The sequence below is a fragment of the Trabulsiella odontotermitis genome (assembly GCF_001188485.1).
GTDB classification, from domain to species: domain Bacteria; phylum Pseudomonadota; class Gammaproteobacteria; order Enterobacterales; family Enterobacteriaceae; genus Trabulsiella; species Trabulsiella odontotermitis_A.
The window spans coordinates 84,568-102,065 of record NZ_JNGH01000085.1; the positions used below are offsets into that span (position 1 = coordinate 84,568).

14 protein-coding genes and 6 pseudogenes are annotated in these 17,498 nt (G+C 56.9%); 7 read left to right on the forward strand and 13 right to left on the reverse strand.

What is annotated here, in order from left to right:
* Nucleotides 1-42: 42 nt before the first annotated feature.
* The 4 genes and pseudogenes from argH to GM30_RS11450 all read right to left on the reverse strand — a co-directional run.
* A pseudogene (gene argH / locus GM30_RS11440) lies at nucleotides 43-1,344 on the reverse strand (argininosuccinate lyase).
* A 64-nt stretch (nucleotides 1,345-1,408) separates the two neighbouring features.
* Entirely contained in the window at nucleotides 1,409-2,185 is a 777-nt protein-coding gene (argB, locus tag GM30_RS11445; protein ID WP_124965765.1) for an acetylglutamate kinase, read from the reverse strand.
* A 9-nt stretch (nucleotides 2,186-2,194) separates the two neighbouring features.
* Nucleotides 2,195-2,347, reverse strand: a pseudogene (locus GM30_RS27925) (N-acetyl-gamma-glutamyl-phosphate reductase); the annotation flags it as partial.
* 64 nt (nucleotides 2,348-2,411) lie between these two features.
* Nucleotides 2,412-2,911: pseudogene (locus GM30_RS11450) on the reverse strand (Asd/ArgC dimerization domain-containing protein); the annotation flags it as partial.
* Nucleotides 2,912-2,999: 88 nt separating this feature from the next.
* Between GM30_RS11450 and argE the strand changes: the two are divergent.
* Nucleotides 3,000-4,090 (forward strand): annotated as a pseudogene (gene argE, locus GM30_RS11455) (acetylornithine deacetylase).
* 41 nt (nucleotides 4,091-4,131) lie between these two features.
* Here the strand turns inward: argE and GM30_RS11460 are convergent.
* Nucleotides 4,132-4,602, reverse strand: a complete 471-nt coding sequence (locus GM30_RS11460; RefSeq protein ID WP_049848723.1) for a nuclear transport factor 2 family protein — start codon at nucleotides 4,600-4,602, stop codon at nucleotides 4,132-4,134.
* Nucleotides 4,595-5,240 (reverse strand): annotated as a pseudogene (locus GM30_RS11465) (pyridoxamine 5'-phosphate oxidase family protein). Before GM30_RS11465 ends, GM30_RS11460 begins: the two are co-directional and overlap by 8 nt.
* Before the next feature lie 127 nt (nucleotides 5,241-5,367).
* On the opposite strand from GM30_RS11465, the gene GM30_RS27930 reads away from it, so the two are divergent.
* The 5 genes from GM30_RS27930 to GM30_RS11485 all read left to right on the forward strand — a co-directional run bounded on the left by GM30_RS27930 (nucleotide 5,368) and on the right by GM30_RS11485 (nucleotide 9,275).
* A complete protein-coding gene (locus tag GM30_RS27930; RefSeq protein WP_476690939.1) occupies nucleotides 5,368-5,613 on the forward strand; it encodes a helix-turn-helix domain-containing protein in 246 nt (81 codons plus the stop codon).
* Complete coding sequence (locus tag GM30_RS27935; protein WP_420802261.1) at nucleotides 5,580-5,996, forward strand: LysR substrate-binding domain-containing protein; 417 nt, start codon at nucleotides 5,580-5,582, stop codon at nucleotides 5,994-5,996. The genes GM30_RS27930 and GM30_RS27935 overlap by 34 nt, the downstream gene beginning before the upstream one ends.
* Before the next feature lie 80 nt (nucleotides 5,997-6,076).
* Nucleotides 6,077-6,979 carry an N-acetylmuramic acid 6-phosphate etherase gene (gene murQ / locus GM30_RS11475; RefSeq protein WP_049848791.1) on the forward strand — a complete coding sequence of 301 codons (903 nt, stop codon included), beginning with the start codon at nucleotides 6,077-6,079 and terminating at the stop codon, nucleotides 6,977-6,979.
* Between the two features lie 21 nt (nucleotides 6,980-7,000).
* The gene (murP, locus tag GM30_RS11480) at nucleotides 7,001-8,302 is read left to right on the forward strand and encodes a PTS N-acetylmuramic acid transporter subunit IIBC (RefSeq protein WP_049848724.1); all 1,302 of its coding nucleotides are present in this window, start codon (nucleotides 7,001-7,003) and stop codon (nucleotides 8,300-8,302) included.
* 67 nt (nucleotides 8,303-8,369) lie between these two features.
* On the forward strand, nucleotides 8,370-9,275 hold the full coding sequence (locus GM30_RS11485; protein ID WP_049848725.1) for an EamA family transporter: 906 nt from the start codon (nucleotides 8,370-8,372) through the stop codon (nucleotides 9,273-9,275).
* A gap of 4 nt (nucleotides 9,276-9,279) precedes the next feature.
* On the opposite strand, the gene nepI is transcribed toward GM30_RS11485, so the two are convergent.
* The 5 genes and pseudogenes from nepI to rbsK form a co-directional block, all read right to left on the reverse strand.
* Nucleotides 9,280-10,461 carry a purine ribonucleoside efflux pump NepI gene (gene nepI / locus GM30_RS11490; RefSeq protein WP_049848726.1) on the reverse strand — a complete coding sequence of 394 codons (1,182 nt, stop codon included), beginning with the start codon at nucleotides 10,459-10,461 and terminating at the stop codon, nucleotides 9,280-9,282.
* 85 nt (nucleotides 10,462-10,546) lie between these two features.
* A complete protein-coding gene (locus tag GM30_RS11495; RefSeq protein WP_049848727.1) occupies nucleotides 10,547-10,999 on the reverse strand; it encodes a DUF1198 family protein in 453 nt (150 codons plus the stop codon).
* 130 nt (nucleotides 11,000-11,129) lie between these two features.
* Nucleotides 11,130-12,123, reverse strand: a pseudogene (locus tag GM30_RS11505) (aldose 1-epimerase family protein).
* Nucleotides 12,124-12,134: 11 nt separating this feature from the next.
* Entirely contained in the window at nucleotides 12,135-13,412 is a 1,278-nt protein-coding gene (gene fucP, locus GM30_RS11510) for an L-fucose:H+ symporter permease (protein WP_049848730.1), read from the reverse strand.
* Between the two features lie 26 nt (nucleotides 13,413-13,438).
* Nucleotides 13,439-14,362 carry a ribokinase gene (gene rbsK / locus GM30_RS11515; RefSeq protein WP_049848731.1) on the reverse strand — a complete coding sequence of 308 codons (924 nt, stop codon included), beginning with the start codon at nucleotides 14,360-14,362 and terminating at the stop codon, nucleotides 13,439-13,441.
* A 353-nt stretch (nucleotides 14,363-14,715) separates the two neighbouring features.
* Between rbsK and GM30_RS11525 the strand changes: the two genes are divergently transcribed.
* Complete coding sequence (locus tag GM30_RS11525) at nucleotides 14,716-15,507, forward strand: DeoR family transcriptional regulator (RefSeq protein WP_049848733.1); 792 nt, start codon at nucleotides 14,716-14,718, stop codon at nucleotides 15,505-15,507.
* A 1-nt stretch (nucleotide 15,508) separates the two neighbouring features.
* Here GM30_RS11525 and ilvN read toward each other — a convergent pair whose 3' ends face one another.
* Nucleotides 15,509-15,799 (reverse strand): acetolactate synthase small subunit, encoded by a 291-nt coding sequence (gene ilvN / locus GM30_RS11530; protein ID WP_038161198.1) that lies wholly within the window; start codon nucleotides 15,797-15,799, stop codon nucleotides 15,509-15,511.
* Between the two features lie 3 nt (nucleotides 15,800-15,802).
* The gene (ilvB, locus tag GM30_RS11535; RefSeq protein ID WP_049848734.1) at nucleotides 15,803-17,491 is read right to left on the reverse strand and encodes an acetolactate synthase large subunit; all 1,689 of its coding nucleotides are present in this window, start codon (nucleotides 17,489-17,491) and stop codon (nucleotides 15,803-15,805) included.
* Nucleotides 17,492-17,498: the final 7 nt, after the last annotated feature.

Here is a 17,498-nt window from a genome sequence, read left to right on the forward strand (position 1 = left end):
ACTTTTGCGGACCCCGTGGTCCGCTTTTTTTTTGCCTGGCGCTCAGAGCAGACGCGCTTTGGCGTCGGCAATTGCCTGCGCCACCTGCGTCGGTGAGACGCCGCCTTTGGCCGCTCGTTTGTCGAGACAGGACTGCAGCGACAGGATGGGGTAAACATCGTCGCCAATCACGCTGCTGAATTTTTGCAGATCCGCCAGCGCCAGCGCTTCCAGCGGTTTGCCCTGACCAATCGCTTCCACCACGGCTTCACCCACGATGTGGTGCGCCTCGCGGAACGGAACGCCTTTCGCCACCAGGTAATCGGCCAGTTCGGTGGCATTCGCATAACCCTGTTGCGCCGCTTCCTGACAGCGCGGACGTTTCACCTGAATGCCGTCCAGCACCAGCGCCGCCATATGCAGGCAGTCGAGCCAGGNNCGAGCGCGTCGAACAGCCCCTCTTTGTCTTCCTGCATGTCTTTGTTGTACGCCAGCGGCAGCCCTTTCAGGGTCATCATCATGCCGGTCAGCGCGCCCTGCACGCGACCGCATTTACCACGGATAAGCTCCAGCGCGTCAGGGTTTTTCTTCTGCGGCATCAGCGACGAGCCCGACGTCACGCGGTCGGACAGCTCAACAAACCCGGCTTCGCCAGAGTTAAAGAAAATCAGATCTTCGGCAAAGCGCGACAGATGCACCATGCCGATGGAAGCGTCAGACAGCAGTTCCAGCACGTGGTCGCGATCGGAGACGCTGTCGAGGCTGTTGCGGGTGGCCGACGCGAAGCCGAGCCAGCCGGCCAGCTGNCGCATCCTGCAGGCGGCTTTCGTCACGCGCCAGCATTTCAACATACGCCAGGCACCAGTGCGCAAACGTCACCGGCTGGGCGCGTTGCAGGTGCGTGTATCCAGGCATCACCGCGTCCTGATTGTTCTGCGCGGTGTCCACCAGCGCGCTCTGTAGCTGGCGGTTCGCCGTCAGCAGCTCGGCGATGGTGTCTTTGCACCACAGTTTGAGATCGGTAGCAACCTGGTCGTTACGGCTGCGACCGGTGTGCAGTTTTTTCCCCAGCTGACCGACTTTGTCGATGAGTTTCCCTTCCACCCAGCTGTGAATATCCTCCGCGTCGCTTTCAAGGATTTGCTGCGGGTTCGCCTGAACCTCTTCCCGCAGCACGTTCAGCGCCGCTTCCAGCTGCTGCTGCTCGTCGGCGGTCAGCACGCCTACCGTCACCAGCGCTTTCGACCAGGCCACAGAGCCAACGATATCCTGCTCCGCCAGGCGATAATCAAAGCGCAAAGAGTCGTTGAACTGTTTGAACCGTTGATCTGCTGCCTGAGTAAAACGCCCGCCCCAAAGTGCCATAACAAATTTCCTTAATAATGATATTTTTGCCCGGTGGTGCTGCGCTTACCGGGCTGTAAATGGATTACGCCAGAATACGTGTGCCAATCGGCGTGCCGTTAAACAGCGCCGGGAGCTGATCCGCATGCCGCCATGAGGCGATATCCACCGGGCGACCAAGCGCGCGGGCCGCATCCAGCGCCGCGTTGACTTTGACAATCATACCGTCGGTGATGATGCCCTGGTCAATCAGCTGTTCCGCTTTGGCAGCGGTCATTTCCGCGATGCGTTGCCCTTTGCCGTCCAGAATCCCGCTGACGTCCGACAGCAGGATAAGATCCGCGCCCAGCGTGGCCGCCAGCGCCGTCGCCGCCTGATCGGCATTGACGTTCATCAGTTGCCCTTCATCGGTCACGCCAATGGAACTTACCACCGGCAGGAAACCGCCCGCCAGCAGCGAGGTAATCAGCTTAGGCGAACCGGCCTGCGCCAGTCCAACATGACCGAGCGCTTCGTCGAGCTGGGTCACTTTTACGCTGTCGCCATCGCCAAGGTAGAGGCCGACAGACGGAATGTGGTGCTTCTTCGCCCACGCCAGCAACGTTTTGTTTGCCGTCCCCGCCAGCGCGCCGGTAATGATATCGATCTGATCGGCTGGCGTGACGCGCAGGCCGTTTTTCTTTTGCACCGGCAGGTTGAGCTGCTTCATCAGCTCATCGACCACACAACCGCCACCGTGAACAATAACCAGCGGGCGCTGATGAGATTCACGATAATTAACCAGCGCGGTAAACAGGCGCTCCAGCGCCTCTTCACTATCCAGCAGTACACCACCGAGTTTGATAATTAAAGGATTCATCATCATCACACCTTAAAGAAGAGACGCCGTTTCGGGGTAGCCGAAACGAATGTTCGCGCATTGCACCGCCTGAGCCGCTGCGCCTTTCAGCAGATTGTCTTCCGCTGCCACGATAATCAAATGTTCGCCGTCCACCGCAAAGCCAATATCGCAGAACGGCAGGCCCTCGACGGCAGGTAATGGTTTCCAGGATCCCACGCTTAAAGTTACCCAGATGCGGCGTGAAAATCACCTCAGCGCCCAAATGGGTGGAGATTTCCGGATGATGGCGATGAGTAAAGATGCCGTACGGCTGCAGGCTCACTTCGCAGAAGCTGTTGGACATGGCGGCCTTACGCCCCGCGCCGCTGACGCCACTGGTGGCGTTAATCACCGGCCATTGATTGAGATTGAGCACCCCGGCATCAATCAGCGGCTTTCGCGCNTTGACGCGAAACGCTCCGGAGAGATCGAACACCACACAACCGGCGGCCAGGAACTGCGGCGCCAGATCGTGGCTGACTTCGTGCGCCGTGGCGAGAAACACCACGTCCACGCCGCCGCTGAATTCGCTGATGTCTGACATCGGCTGGAGCGGGCGGGATGCAAATCAGATATTAACTTTCCTGCATCATTGCTTTGCGCTGAGACCGTCAAAGCGGTTATGTTCATATGCGGATGACGATTTATGTAACCCACCAGCTCAGCACCTGCATAACCGCTGGCGCCTACAATCAGCGTATTCAACATCGGGTTCCTTTAAGCTCAACGATAATGTATTTTTATTCACTAATTTTGCATGAATATTGATACTATCATGACCTGAGGTGTGTCAACAATGAAAAACGATTTACCGCCATTTCTCGAGATTTATCGCGCATTAATCGCCACTCCCTCGATCAGCGCAACCGAAGAAGCACTCGATCAGAGTAATGCGACTTTAATCAATATGCTGGCCGACTGGTTTGCCTCTCTGGGCTTCAATGTCGAGGTGCAGCCGGTGCCGGGAACGCGCAATAAATTCAACCTGCTGGCCAGTACCGGCAGCGGCGCTGGCGGACTGTTGCTCGCAGGACACACGGATACCGTCCCTTTTGACGACGGACGCTGGACGCGCGATCCCTTTACCCTGACCGAACACGACAACAAGCTCTATGGTCTCGGCACCGCTGACATGAAAGGCTTCTTTGCCTTTATTCTTGATGCCCTGCGTGACGTTGACGTGACGCAGTTGAAAAAACCGCTCTACATTCTGGCTACCGCTGATGAAGAAACCAGCATGGCGGGGGCGCGCTATTTTGCCGAAACCACCGCGCTGCGCCCGGACTGCGCCATTATTGGCGAGCCGACTTCACTGCAGCCGGTTCGCGCCCATAAAGGCCATATTTCCACCGCCGTGCGCGTGCTCGGTCAGTCTGGCCATTCCAGCGATCCGGCGCGTGGGGTGAACGCCATTGAGCTGATGCACGATGCCATCGGCCACATTCTGCATCTGCGGGACGATCTCAAATCACGCTATCACTACGAAGCGTTTACGGTACCGTACCCGACGCTCAACCTCGGTGCCATTCATGGCGGTGATGCGTCGAACCGTATTTGTGCCTGCTGTGAGCTGCATATGGATATCCGCCCGCTGCCGGGCATGACGCTGGACGATTTAAACGGCTTGTTGAATGAGGCGCTGGCACCGGTCAGCGAACGCTGGCCGGGCAGGCTGACGGTGTCGGAGCTGAGCTGCTCGGTACGCATACCGACGTGGTGAACTATTGTACCGAAGCGCCGTTTATTCAGACCCGATGTCCGACGCTGGTGCTCGGCCCTGGCTCCATCAATCAGGCGCATCAGCCGGATGAATACCTCGAAACGCGTTTTATCAAACCCACCCGCGAATTAATCACTCAGGTCGTGCATCACTTTTGCTGGCACTGACCGCACGCCCTTTCTCTGCGAGGAAAGGGCGTGGTGATGATTCATAGCCCGAGGTCGCTTAAGCCCGGATGATCGTCAGGGCGACGCCCCTGCGGCCAGTGGAACAGGCGCTCGCTGTCGGCAATCGGCAAGTCGTTGATGCTGGCGAAGCGCTTGCGCATCAGGCCGTTCTCGTCGAATTCCCAGTTTTCGTTGCCGTAAGAACGGAACCAGTTGCCGCTGTCGTCGTGCCATTCATAGGCGAAACGGACGGCGATGCGGTTGTCGCTATATGCCCAGATCTCTTTAATCAGGCGATATTCCTGTTCGCGGCGCCATTTGCGCGTCAGGAATTCGACAATCTCTTCGCGCCCGTTCACAAAGTCGCTGCGGTTGCGCCAGACGCTGTCCGGGGAGTAGGCCAGCGACACTTTCTGCGGATCGCGGCTGTTCCAGCCGTCTTCAGCGGCGCGCACCTTCTGCACGGCGCTCTCCAGGGTAAACGGCGGCAACGGGGGGCGTTGTTCAGTCATGATGTTCTCCATTCGACGTTAATTTCTCTTTGAGCTGCTGATTTTCATGCTCCAGCTCCGCGATACGTGTTTGCAGCGTCTGACTGTATTCAACCACCTGTTGGGTGGTGTAGCGCGGCGTAATGTGCTGCGGACAGTTCCAGTCAAACGCCATCAGGTGAAACAGATAGACCCGCTCAATGCGCGCGCGATAGTCAGGCAGCGTCACCTGTGCCAGCAATTCAGGCGCCGCTTCCGGGCTGAACACCTCAACGGTGGCATAGATTTTCAGCCTGGCACGACGCGGGTAATCCATCAAAAAGAGACAGGCGCGATCGCTGCCACGCAGATTCCCACTGGTGATGTACTGTCGGTTGCCGCTGAAATCGGCCATCGCCAGCGTTTTGTCGTCAATCATCCGCAGAAACCCTGCCGGCCCGCCGCGATGCTGAAGATACGGCCAGCCGGTTTGCGACACCGTCGCCCTGTAGAANNATGTAGAAACTGTCGCGGCTGGCGATCATCGCCGCTTCGCTGGCGGTAAAGCGGTCGGACGTCCGCCCCGGATGCGGATGCTGCCACAGCGCATCGCTGCCCATTTCATGCTGCACGTCCATCACGTCCGGTGTCATGGCGATATCGAGAAATCCCAGTGCCATCTTTCACCTCTGCATCGCGTCGTTATGTTCTGCCGCGATGATGGACTCTGCCGGGGTAAATGATAATACTGAGAGTTCAGCAAACATCTTTCCGAAAAACGGGAGAATCATGGATCGTCTGGAAGCCATGGCGCTACTGGTGAAGGTCAGCGAACTGGGCAGCATGTCGGCGGCGGCGCGGGCGCTGAACACACCGTTAACCACCGTCAGCCGTAATATTGCCGAGCTGGAGNNGTCTCCGCAGCTCGGCGCATTCTGGAAGAGGTGGAAAATGCCGAACGGCGCGCCACCGGGGAATATCAGGAGCCGAAAGGGGAACTGGCAATCAGCGCACCGACAATGTTTGGCCGCCTGTATGTGCTGCCGGTGGTGACGGCATTTCTCGCCCGTTATCCGCAAATCACCCTGCGGCTGTTGCTCAGCGACCGCAATGTGGATTTGGTCGGAGAGCATATCGATCTCGCCGTGCGCATCGGCCAGCTACCGGACAGCTCGATGGTGGCGACCCGCGCCGGAGAGATGCNGGCTGCGGCGCGGCGAGCTGTCGCTGATCCTCGACGCTTTCGAGCCACCACCGGTGCCGGTGCATCTGCTTTATGCTTCGCGCGATCTCACACCGCTGAAACTGCGCAAATTCATCGATTTCGCAGCGCCCGCGCTGCGCCTTGCACTCCAGCAGATTGCCCGCACGGCTTAGTGATGGGCCGATTAAAGCGCTCTCGACAGGTCATCAATACTGATTCATCCTCGTTGTAATAATTAATTCCATCAACTCTGCCGCAATCTGGAATATAATATTCCTTAGCATGACACAGGTGCATAAAAACGAGGTAAAAATGAGTATTGACCTGAGTAAGTTACTGACCGAACGCCGCAACAGCAACAGCGCTGACATCGACACCCTCTCCACCGAAGCAATGCTGGCGGTGATCAACCACGAAGACCAGCAGGTGCCGCACGCCATTACGCCATATCTGCCGCAGATCGCGCAGGTGGTTGATCGCGTTGCCGCGGCGATTCAGGCGGGTGGGCGTTTGATTTACATTGGCGCAGGCACGTCCGGGCGACTGGGCATTCTTGACGCCAGTGAATGCCCGCCGACGTTCGGCACGCGTCCGGAGCAGGTGGTGGGGCTGATTGCCGGAGGGCATAAAGCCATTCTCAGCGCAGTGGAAAACGTTGAGGACAACAAAGCGCAGGGTGCCGCTGACCTGCAGGCCATCCAGTTCAGCGAGCGCGATGTGCTGGTCGGGCTGGCGGCCAGTGGCCGCACACCGTACGTCATTGGCGCGATGGAATACGCGAAAACGCAAAACGCCTTTGTGGCAATTGTCAGCTGCAACCCGCACGGCGAAATGGCGCAACTGGCAGACGTCGCCATTACGCCCGTGGTTGGCCCGGAAGTGGTCACCGGATCCACGCGCCTGAAAGCGGGTACCGCGCAAAAACTGGTGCTGAACATGATCTCCACCGGCGCCATGATCCGCGTCGGCAAGGTCTACAGCAACCTGATGGTGGACGTGGAAGCGACCAACGCCAAGCTGATTGAGCGCCAGGTATCTATTGTGATGGAAGCCACCGAGTGCTCGCGCGACACGGCGCAACAGGCGCTGGCCGCCTGCGGTCGCCACTGCAAAACCGCCATCGTAATGGTGCTGGCCGATCTCAGCGCTGACGAGGCCCGAACCCTTCTGGCTGATAACCACGGCTATATCCGTCAGGCGCTGAACCACGCCTGAACTCCACACAGGACATTATGAATGGCGAAAATAACACAAGAGATGGTAGCCCGGATCCTGTCCCACGTGGGCGGTGCCGGAAACGTGGCGCAGGCAGGAAACTGCATGACGCGTCTGCGTCTGACGCTGCGCAACGACAGCCAGGCCGATGAAGCCGCCATCCGCCAGATTGATGGCGTGCTGGGGGTGATTGTCAGCGACGAACAGTTCCAGGTGGTGCTCGGCCCCGGTAAAGCGCATACCGCGGCAGAGATAATGAACCAGCTGCTTGAGTCCGCTCCTGCGGCAGACAGCCCGTCGCTTAACGACATGGCTGCTGCCAAAAAGCAGGCGCTGAAAAGCAAACAAACCAGCGGCGTGCAGAAGTTTCTGGCGAAGTTCGCCACCATCTTCACACCATTAATTCCCGGGTTTATCGCCGTCGGCCTGCTGCTCGGCTTTGCAACACTGGCGGAACAGATGTTCGTACTGGAGAACGCCCACCCCAACGCCACGCTGGTAGCACTGATCGGGTATATGAAAGTATTCAGCAAGGGGATGTTTACTTTCCTGAGCATTCTGATTGGTTATAACGCGCAGAAAGCCTTCGGCGGTTCCGGCGTCAACGGCGCAATTATCGCTTCGCTGTTTGTGCTCGGTTACAACCCGGACGCCACCAGCGGTGTCTATTCCGGCATTTCGACGTTCTTCGGCCACGGTATCGATCCGCGCGGCAATATCATCGGTGTGCTGATCGCCTCCATGCTCGGCGCGTGGGTGGAAAAACGGGTACGCAGCGTGATGCCCGCTAACCTCGATATGATCCTCACCTCTGCCGTGACGCTGCTGATCATGGGCGCTGTTACCTTTGTCGTCATCATGCCGCTCGGCGGCTATCTGTTTACCGGCATGTCGTGGCTGTTCCTGCATCTCAACGGCAACCCATTCGGTTCAGCGGTACTGGCGGGACTGTTCCTGCTGGCGGTGATGTTCGGCGTGCATCAGGGATTTGTGCCGGTCTATTTTGCGCTGATGGACGCCCAGGGCTTTAACTCACTGTTCACCATTCTGGCGATGGCGGGCGCGGGGCAAGTCGGCGCGGCGCTGGCGCTCTTTTTCCGCGCGAAAGCAGGTGCGCTGCTGCGTACGCAGATTAAAGGGGCGATCATTCCCGGTTTCCTCGGCATTGGCGAACCGCTGATTTACGGCGTCACCCTGCCGCGCATGAAACCGTTTGTGACGGCCTGTCTGGGCGGTGCCTGCGGCGGGGTCTTNNGTGTGGCCTACCTCTGCGGGTTTGCCCTGACCTGGCTGTTTGGCAGCAAGGATGTGGATTTAAGCTGAGCTCAAAATCCCTGTGCTATGATGTCCTCCGAGGCAAAAAGTGAGATAAAACAGCGAAGAGGACATCATGGGCTCCACCAGAAAAGGGATGATGAACGTGCTGATCGCCGCCATTTTGTGGGGCAGTTCAGGCGTTTGTGCGCAGTACATTATGGAACAGAGCCAGATGTCGTCAGGGTTTCTGACCATGACGCGACTGCTGTTTGCCGGCACTATCCTGTTAACGCTGTCGTTTGTTCACGGCGATAAGATTTTTGCCGTGCTGCGTGACCGTAAAGATGCCCTCAGCCTGCTGTTTTTCACCCTGGTGGGGGCGCTAACGGTACAACTGACCTTCCTGCTGACCATTGAAAAATCCAACGCCGCCACCGCCACCGTGCTGCAGTTTCTCTCGCCGACGATCATCGTCGCGTGGTTTGCGCTGGCGAAACGCGTTCGCCCCGGTCTGCTGGTGGTGGTCGCTATTCTGACGTCGCTTATCGGCACCTTTTTGCTGGTCACTCACGGCAACCCGACGTCGCTGTCTATCTCCGCGGCGGCGCTGTTCTGGGGCATCGCCTCGGCATTTGCGGCGGCGTTTTATACCACTTATCCGTCCACGCTGATCGCCCGTTACGGCACACTCCCTATCGTTGGCTGGAGCATGCTGCTCGGCGGTATCGTGCTGTTACCGTTTTACACCGCACAGGGCTCGCAGGTCACCATTACCGGTAGTCTGGTGCTGGCCTTTTTTTACTTTGTGGTGATCGGCACCGCGCTGACCTTCAGCCTGTACCTGAAAGGCGCGCAGTTAATTGGCGGGCCAAAAGCCAGCATTCTGAGCTGTACGGAACCGCTGAGCAGCGCGCTGTTGTCCCTGCTGCTGTTGGGCGTGACCTTCACGTTGCTCGACTGGCTCGGCACGCTGCTGATCCTCTCCTCGGTGATTTTGATTTCGCTGGATTCGCGCCGACGAGTGAAACCGGGCCTGTAAGCGCTTATTTTATCTTCACCTTCGTCGCCACCAGCAGCGCCGTCAGCAGCATCAGCGTGCCGGACAGCGCCAGCGGCGACAGCAGTCCGAAATGGTCGAGCGCAAAACCGCCGACTGCCGCACCGCAAGTGTTCGCCAGCTGGATCACCGCCACCTGAATGGAACCGGCCTTTTCCGCCTGGTCAGAGAGCGAACGGGTGATCCACGTTGACCAGCCGACCGGCACCAGTGCAAAAGCAAAGCCCCAGATAATCGCCACTGCCGACGCGACGATTTTATTCTCTCCCCAGAGCATCAGCGTTGCCGCGCTTAACGCCAGCACCAGCGGCGCACAGGCCAGCGCGGCTTTCACCGAACGTTTCAGAATAACCGACGACAACGAGGTGCCGATAAAACTGGCGATACCAAAGCTCAGCAGCACCAGCGTCAGGCCATCGACATCAAACCCGGCCAGCGTCATAAACACCGGCCGGATGTAGGTGAAGAAGGAAAACTGACCGGCAAAGGCCATAAAAATCGCCAACATGCCCGCCAGCACCCCAGGACGCTTCAGCAGGCCAAACATGTTTTGTTGCTGCGCCGTTTCGCCAGGCAGCGACGGCAGCGCCTTCACCACCCAGATAATGCACAGCAGCCCCATCAGCGCCGCGCCGTTAAATACGTTGCGCCAGCCGATAATTCCGCCGAGGAAACTGCCGAGCGGTGCGGCAATCACCAGTGCAATCGACACGGCGCCAAAAATCACTGACAGCGCTTTCGGCACCACGCGCGGCGGTACCAGCCGCATGGTCAGCGACGCCGACATCGCCCAGAAGCCACCCAGCGCGGGGCCAAGGCAGGCGCGCCCGAGCAACAGCAGGGCAAAACTGTTGGAGAAAGAGACCAGCAGACAGGAGAGCGTTAACAGCACGGCAAACAGGATCACCACGTAACGGCGATCGGTTTTACCAATGAGATGCGTGATAAACAGGCTGGCGAACATTGCCACAAACGCGGTGATGGTGACCGACTGCCCGGCCACGCCTTCGGTGATGCCTAAATCCTGCGCCATCGGCGTCAGCAGGCTGACCGGCAGAAATTCTATGGTGATCAGACACGCCACACAAAACGCGACCGCAAAAACAGCGGACCAGTTAGCACGGGCTATCACATCAGCGGATTGTTGTTTTTCTGCGCATTCACTCATCGGGTGTCCTGATCCTGGTGGTGGGTTGCGCAGTGTATCATTTTAACTGTGACGCATTTAACGTTTTGCCAACTTTTCCGGCGACTCAGTGCAACCAGTGAACACCCTCTTCAGGCATATACAGGGCGTTGTAGCGAGTCTGGAAAGCGCTAAGTTCCCAGCCGTCCGGCTCCAGCTCGCGCAGGAAACTCTGCGCCAGACGCAGCTGCGCGTCGGTGATCGGCGCATCCAGCCGGGCTTTTTGCATCAGGCGGTGCCAGTAGCGCATATTCTGCTCGCTGCCGTCGACGATAAACACCTGCCAGATCAGCAGCACCTGCGCCGCATTTTGCAGATGGGCCTCGTTCGGCCTTTCCAGATAGCGGAGAAATTCGTTGCCCGCAGGCTTGCCCATCTGATCGATCATCGATTCTACCGGCTCCGGCGTGATCACCAGGCGCTCGCTCAGACGGCGGATAGCACGACGGGAATCGGAGGTCAGCACCCGGAATCCCACTACAAATACGACCACCAGCGTGGCCAACATCAACCAGATCATGCAACCTCTCACGTTGTCTCTGCGTTCACATCATAAAGGGAATTCCTTTCAAGTCGACAGACAGATAAAAAAACGCGCTTACCGTAACGATAAGCGCGTGAAAACGAACAATCTCAAGGAAGACGCGGGGTCACAGCACCCCGGTGGTGACGTGGAAAGTGCGGGTTTGCTGCGGCGCCAGTTCAATCAGGCTGCCGTTACGTTGCGCCGCCAGAAACCCTTCCGGGCGACAGGTGGCCGGCAGCGCAAACGCTGCGACCTGCTGATCGCCGTTATAGAGGATCCAGCGCGTGACGTAGTTCAGCTCGCGACTGGAGAAACGGGTGACGAACGTGGTGCCATCAGGTGCGATCATCTTAAATTCTGGCGTTTGCGTGTAGCGATCAAGCTGATCGCCAAAAAAGACGATTTCCGGATCGCAAAACTCCGGCGCGTTCAGCGTTTTCAGCGACACCTCGCCCTGCAGAATGCGCTGATTGAACGCCAGCCACTGCGGCGTCGGTTTGACGTGTGNTTAGCGCCTCGTCCGGGAAATTCTGCGCAAAGGTCGCCTGCGGTACATACGCATAATTCATGTGGCACATGTACTGCAACGGCATCGCCACCGACGCAAGGTTAGTCACCGACATGGTGATATCAAACAGCGCGCTTGCTTTATGCAGCGCCACCGTCGGGCTTGCCTGATAGTGATGTCCGAAACCCATCACGTATTCGTAGCCGCCGCCGATGCGCAGCGTATCGCCATCAAGCTCCAGCCAGGCGTCATCCATCGTCGCGCAGGCCATTTCGCCATGCAGCGGGTGCGTGTCTTCCGGCGACGGGCAGCCGTTAGCCAGCAGGCCTGAGTGGAACGCGAAGCAGCCGTAGGTCCCAACCACCTCTTTCGCTGGTTTGGGCTGGCGGAACATGTTGCGCATCGTCAGGTCGTGACCGTCGAACTGCGCGTCCCAAATCATCTGCCCCATCCACGGCAGGATCACCAGATGACCGCGGCGGTTCTGCAGGCGTAAGCCTTCGATGCCACTGTCATAGCGAAACGCCGTGACCGAAAAATCGCTGTTTTCCAGCAGGACGCGGGGCTGTTCGGTAAACAGAGAGCGCCATAACGGAATGCGGGTTGTCATCATCGTTCTCCTCAGGACGCGGTGGCTTCTTCACCCAGGGTGCGACGGACTTTCAGCTCACGCCAGAAGTAAATACCGACATAAACAAAGCACAGCATCGATACCAGGAAAGAGACCTGTAACGAATGGAACATGTCAGCCACGTAGCCCTGAATGGCCGGAACTACCGCCGCGCCGACAATCGCCATCACGATCACCGCACCGGCCATTTCCGTATGTTCGTTATCGACCGTATCCAGCGTACCGGCATAAATCGTCGCCCAACAGGGGCCAAACAGCACGCTTACCAGCACCGCGACATACACTGCGCTGAAGCTCGGCACCAGCGCAACATAGGCGAGGAACAGCGCGCCGACGACGGAGTACATGATCAGCACTTTTTCCGGGTTGAAGCGCGTCATCAGAATGTTGGCGATAAACTTGCCGATAAAGAAGCAGGCGAAGCTGTAGACCATGAAGTTGGAAGCGTCGCGTTCGTTGATATCGCCTAACTCCAGCGCCAGACGAATAGTGAATGACCAGACGGCCACCTGCATGCCCACATACAGGAACTGGGCGAGGATACCGCGGCGGAAGCGGGCATTGGTCGCCAGATAGCGCAGCGTGTCCATCGCTGACGGGCGTTTGTGCGCGGCAGTCTGCTCAACTTTGCATTTCGGGAAGCGGGTAAACAGGAACAGCACCAGTACCACTACCAGCACCATAATCATGTATTTGTACGGCTCGAGGGTGTTTTCGAGCATCAGCACTTTGAAATTGTGCACCTGCTCCGCCGTCATGCCCGCCATCTGTTTCTCAAGGCTGTCGCCTTCGGAGAAGACCAGATATTTACCCAGCAGGATGCCGGAGGCCGCGCCAATCGGGTAGAAGGTCTGGCTGATGTTCAGGCGCAACGTGGCCCACTGTTTCGGGCCAATCATCGAGCTGTAGGTGTTTGCCGCGGTCTCAAGGAAACTCAGACCGATGGCGATAGCGAAAATCGCCGCCAGGAACATGGTGTAGGTGGCCATGTGCGAAGCCGGGAAAAACAGCGTACAGCCGACGATATAGAGCGTTAGTCCAATTAATATCGCGATTTTATAGGTGCTATTTTTAATGACCAGTGACGCCGGAATGGCAATTAAAAAATAACCGCCATAAAATACGCTCTTAAACTGGGTAATGAGAATATCATTTAACGCAGCGGCGCATCCCCACAATGGAAACAAACAGGATAACAAAATAAACTGGAACAGAGGGGTTTTATTCAGATACCCGTCAGGCATCTGAACGATGTTTTTATCGTTCATAGTGCTACCTTTAACTGTGCAGAGTTTTATTTTTCGTTTAGCGCCAGATACTCATTGAATTGTTCAATGCTGGGATAAGACGACTGCGTGCCTTTTCCCGTTACGCTAAACGCGGCAAAGAGAGCGGCTTTTTTCATCGCGAATTCCACGTCGCCACTCTGGACATAGTAATGCGCAAAGCAGCCAATAAAGGCATCGCCTGCGCCGCTGGTATCGATGGCATTGACGTTAAACGCGGGAACATGGACTTCCTGATCGCGGGTCATCCACAGCGCGCCTTTTTCACCCATCGTAACGATAATATTATTTAGCCCCATTTCTAACAGCGAGCGGGCGGCCATTCGAATATTGTCGTAGGTATTCACTGGCATACCGGTCAGTATTTCCAGTTCGGTTTCATTAGGAATAAAGAAATCACATTTACAGGCATAAGACATATCCAGTTCGCGTAATGCCGGAGCCGGATTTAATAACACCTTAATGCCATGTTTTTTGCCAAACTCAATGGCGTGATAGACCGTTTCGAGCTGGACTTCCAGTTGCAGAACAATTAACTGACATTTCTTCAGATCTTCTGCCGCACGGTCAATATCTTCCGGCGACAAAAATTTATTCGCACCTTTAATGATAAGAATGCTGTTGCTGGAGTTGGCATTCACAAAAATCGGCGCCACACCGCTGCTGGTGCAGGGCACTTTTTCAACGTATGTGGTGTTGATGCCCCAGGATTCTAAATTGCGGATGGTGTTGTCAGCAAAAATGTCATCGCCGACTTTGGTCAGCATCATCACTTTAGAATTGAGCTTAGCCGCCGCCACCGCCTGGTTTGCGCCTTTTCCACCGCAACCAATCTTGAAAGCGGGGGCTTCGAGGGTTTCCCCCTCTTTTGGCATCTGGTTGGTGTAGGTGATGAGATCAACCATGTTGGAGCCAATAACCGCGATATCCATGTTTACTTCCTCTCTGAAACAATCACACTGCAATGATATTATCGAAACATTATCATGTTACTTTTGTATCATTTGTGATTCTGATCGCGATTAAAAGATCATATGCCTGTTTATTTGTTGATCGATTGTTTTTGTGATGCAGCTAGCATCCTGCAAAACCGCCCATGCAGAAAGCAAATAACATGCTGATATACATCATATTAATATTGATTAAGCGCAGCGTGTCAGACTTTCTTTTCCCCGAACGGCGCAGTATAGTAAAGCGCAGGCGGGATGTTGCGCTCGCACCAGGCAATGTTACTGAAAAAACATTAAGAGCCAACAGGGACAGGTTCTTACAGCGGAGAAAGTGAATGGAAACCAAGCAAAAAGAACGCATTCGTCGTTTGGTGGAGCTGTTAAAGAAAACAGATCGTATTCACCTTAAAGATGCCGCACGCATGCTTGAAGTCTCCGTGATGACCATTCGCCGCGACTTAAGCCCGGATAACAACGGCGACGACGCGCTGCCGCTGACGCTGCTTGGCGGCTACATTGTGATGGTGAACAAACCGACGTCGGTCTCCGCGCCGCACGTGAAGGAAAAAACCCATCACCCGGATGATTTACCGGTGGCGATCCTGGCTGCCGGCATGGTGGCGGAAAACGACCTGGTCTTTTTTGATAACGGCCCGGAGATGCCACTGGTCATTAGTATGATCCCGGATGACATCACCTTTACGGGGATCTGCTACTCCCACCGCGTATTTATGGCGCTGAATGACAAACCCAACGCCACGGCGATCCTGTGCGGCGGCACTTACCGCGCCAAGAGCGATGCCTTTTATGACAGCAGCAACCCCTCGATTCTTGATTCGCTGAATCCGCGCAAAGTGTTTATCTCAGCCAGCGGCGTTCATGAACACTATGGCGTGACCTGGTTTAATCTGGATGACCTCGCCACCAAACGAAAAGCGCTGCAGCACGGCCTGCGTAAAATCCTGCTGGCGCGCTACGCCCTGTTCGATGACGTCGCGCCCGCCAGCATTGGTCCGTTGTCGACCTTTGATGTGTTGATTAGCGATCGTCCGCTGCCGGCAGAGTACGCGACCCACTGCCGGAACGGATTTGTGAAGGTCATTACGCCAGATTCAGACGGCGAATAACTTATTCAAAGAACAGCCCGAGTTTGTTAAACACGCCCGGGTCGCTCTGGTGACGGACGATGTGCACCACGTCTTCCAGTTTGTCTATCTGGCTGATCATCTGCTCCAGTCGCTGGTCATTGTTGACCAGTAGCCAGATGCGGCTTTTGTCGCTGTTCTGAATCGGCAGACAGAGAATGCCCTCAACGTTAAACGCCCGGCGGGCGAACAGCCCGCAGACGTGGGTCATAACGCCAGGGTGGTTGCGCACGGTGAGTTCCAGAATCACGTTGTCATGTGTCGGTTGTTGCATGGCTTATTCCCCCACCATTTCAGTATTTGCCGCACCCGGCGGAACCATCGGATAGACCTTCTCTTCAGCATCAATACGCACGTGGATCAGCGCCGGACCCGGTCGCGCGATAATCGCCTGCAGCGCCGCCTGCGGATCGTCTTCAGTGGTTAAGTCGCAGGTTTGCAGGCCAAACCCGGCGGCAATCTGCATAAAGTTGATCATGCCCGGATAGGTCGCCGCGAAAACGCCCTGCTTGTAGAACAGGCTCTGCTGCTGATGCACCAGACCCAGCGCTTCGTTATTCATCAGAATAATTTTGATATCGAGATTATTTTCGGCTGCCGTCGCCATTTCCTGAATATTCATCATCAGGCTACCGTCGCCGGAGAAGCACAGTACTTTGCGGTGCGGATTCGCCAGCGCCGCACCGATAGCGGCAGGCAGACCAAAGCCCATGGTGCCCAGACCGCCGGAGGTCAGCCACTGGCGCGGACGGTTCAGCGGATAGGCCTGTGCGGCCCACATCTGGTGCTGGCCGACGTCGGTGGTCACGATCGCGTCGTCGTCAACGCAGGCCGCCACCGCGTTAATCAGCCCGTAATGGCTCAGCGGATCGCCGCCAGTCGGGATAGCGGACGGGAACTCCTGCTGTAAATCTGCGACCATCTGGCGCCACTCGTCGCGCGGTGTGGCGTCGATCAGCGGCATCAGTTGCTCCAGCACTTCGCCAACATCGGCCTGAATCGCCACGTGCGGCTGTTTGATTTTCCCCAGCTCCGCACGGTCGATATCCACGTGAATAATCTTCGCATTCGGGCAGAACTGCTCGGTTTTGCCAATCGCCCGGTCATCAAAACGCGCACCTAACACCACCAGCAAATCTGATTCCTGCAGAATAAAGTTGGTGCTCCGCGCGCCGTGCATACCCAGCATCCCGAGCGACAGCGGATGCGCTTTCGGCAGAATGCCGAGCGCCATTAAGGTCATGGTGGTTGGCAGACTGGCTTTTTCCGCCAGCTTGCGCACCTGATCGGCTGAGGCAATCACGCCGCCGCCCAGGTAGAGCACCGGACGACGGGCGGCGTTGATCATGGCCGCCGCGTCACGGATATCCTCCAGACGGAACACCGGCGCAGGCGCGCGTCCGCCAGGCACTGGCAGATCGGCAATGTCGATTTCCGCCGTCTGCACATCTTTGGGAATATCGATCCACACCGGGCCCGGGCGGCCCGACTGCGCAATGCGAAACGCATCGCAAATCACCTGCGGTAACTCGTGAATGTCACGGACTAAGTAGTTGTGCTTGGTGATGGGAATGGAAATGCCGTAAGTGTCGACTTCCTGAAAGGCGTCGGTGCCGATCAGCGACGAAGAGACCTGGCCGGTGATGCAGACCAGCGGGATGGAATCCAGTCGCGCATCGGCAATCGCCGTGACCAGGTTGGTCGCGCCCGGCCCGCTACAGGCCATACAAACAGCCGGTTTGCCCTGCGTTCTCGCCATGCCTTGTGCAATGAACCCTGCGCCTTGTTCGTGGCGCGCCAGTACATGGCGGATCTGCGTGCTTTGACTTAACGCATCATACAACGGCAGCACTGTCCCTCCCGGGATACCTGCCACGGTGGTTATGCCCTGTCGTTCCAGTAAATGAACGATTAACTGCGCACCGGTATAACGCGTGCTTTGTGAGGTTTTGCCCGAACTTGCCATGCTCCAG